This is a genomic window from Mesorhizobium sp. M8A.F.Ca.ET.181.01.1.1 (assembly GCF_004792025.1).
Taxonomy (GTDB): domain Bacteria; phylum Pseudomonadota; class Alphaproteobacteria; order Rhizobiales; family Rhizobiaceae; genus Mesorhizobium.
Genome location: NZ_SRTV01000251.1, coordinates 1 through 299, shown reverse-complemented (window position 1 = coordinate 299; position 299 = coordinate 1). Strand labels below are relative to the sequence as shown.

General features: G+C 58.9%; 1 protein-coding gene. It reads right to left on the bottom strand.

Annotated elements, in window-relative coordinates:
• Nucleotides 1-73: 73 nt before the first annotated feature.
• Nucleotides 74-299 (bottom strand): hypothetical protein (locus EN824_RS35540; RefSeq protein ID WP_189522295.1); only part of this gene is annotated, 226 nt, incomplete at its 5' end.

Genomic DNA, 299 nt, shown 5'->3' with positions numbered 1-299 from the left:
CCAAAACGAACGAGCGCGCGGACCAGCACGATCAGCACATTGAAAAGCCCGTCGCTTGCTTGGTTGAGGAGACTCACAGACGCGCTCCGAGGTTGAATTGATCGACCGCTAGCACATTGGAACCCGCGTCGGCAATGCGGCGCGCGAAGTTCCATGGGTCCGGCGTCGAGGCGGTTGCTATGATGACATGCAGCGGTCGCTTCATAATGAAAAGATCTTTCGGCAGCGTCCCGCCAGTCGCGTCCGTCCAGAGCGTCACCCGGGGAAGTTCGTAGGACGAGGGACGAAGCATTTCTTCT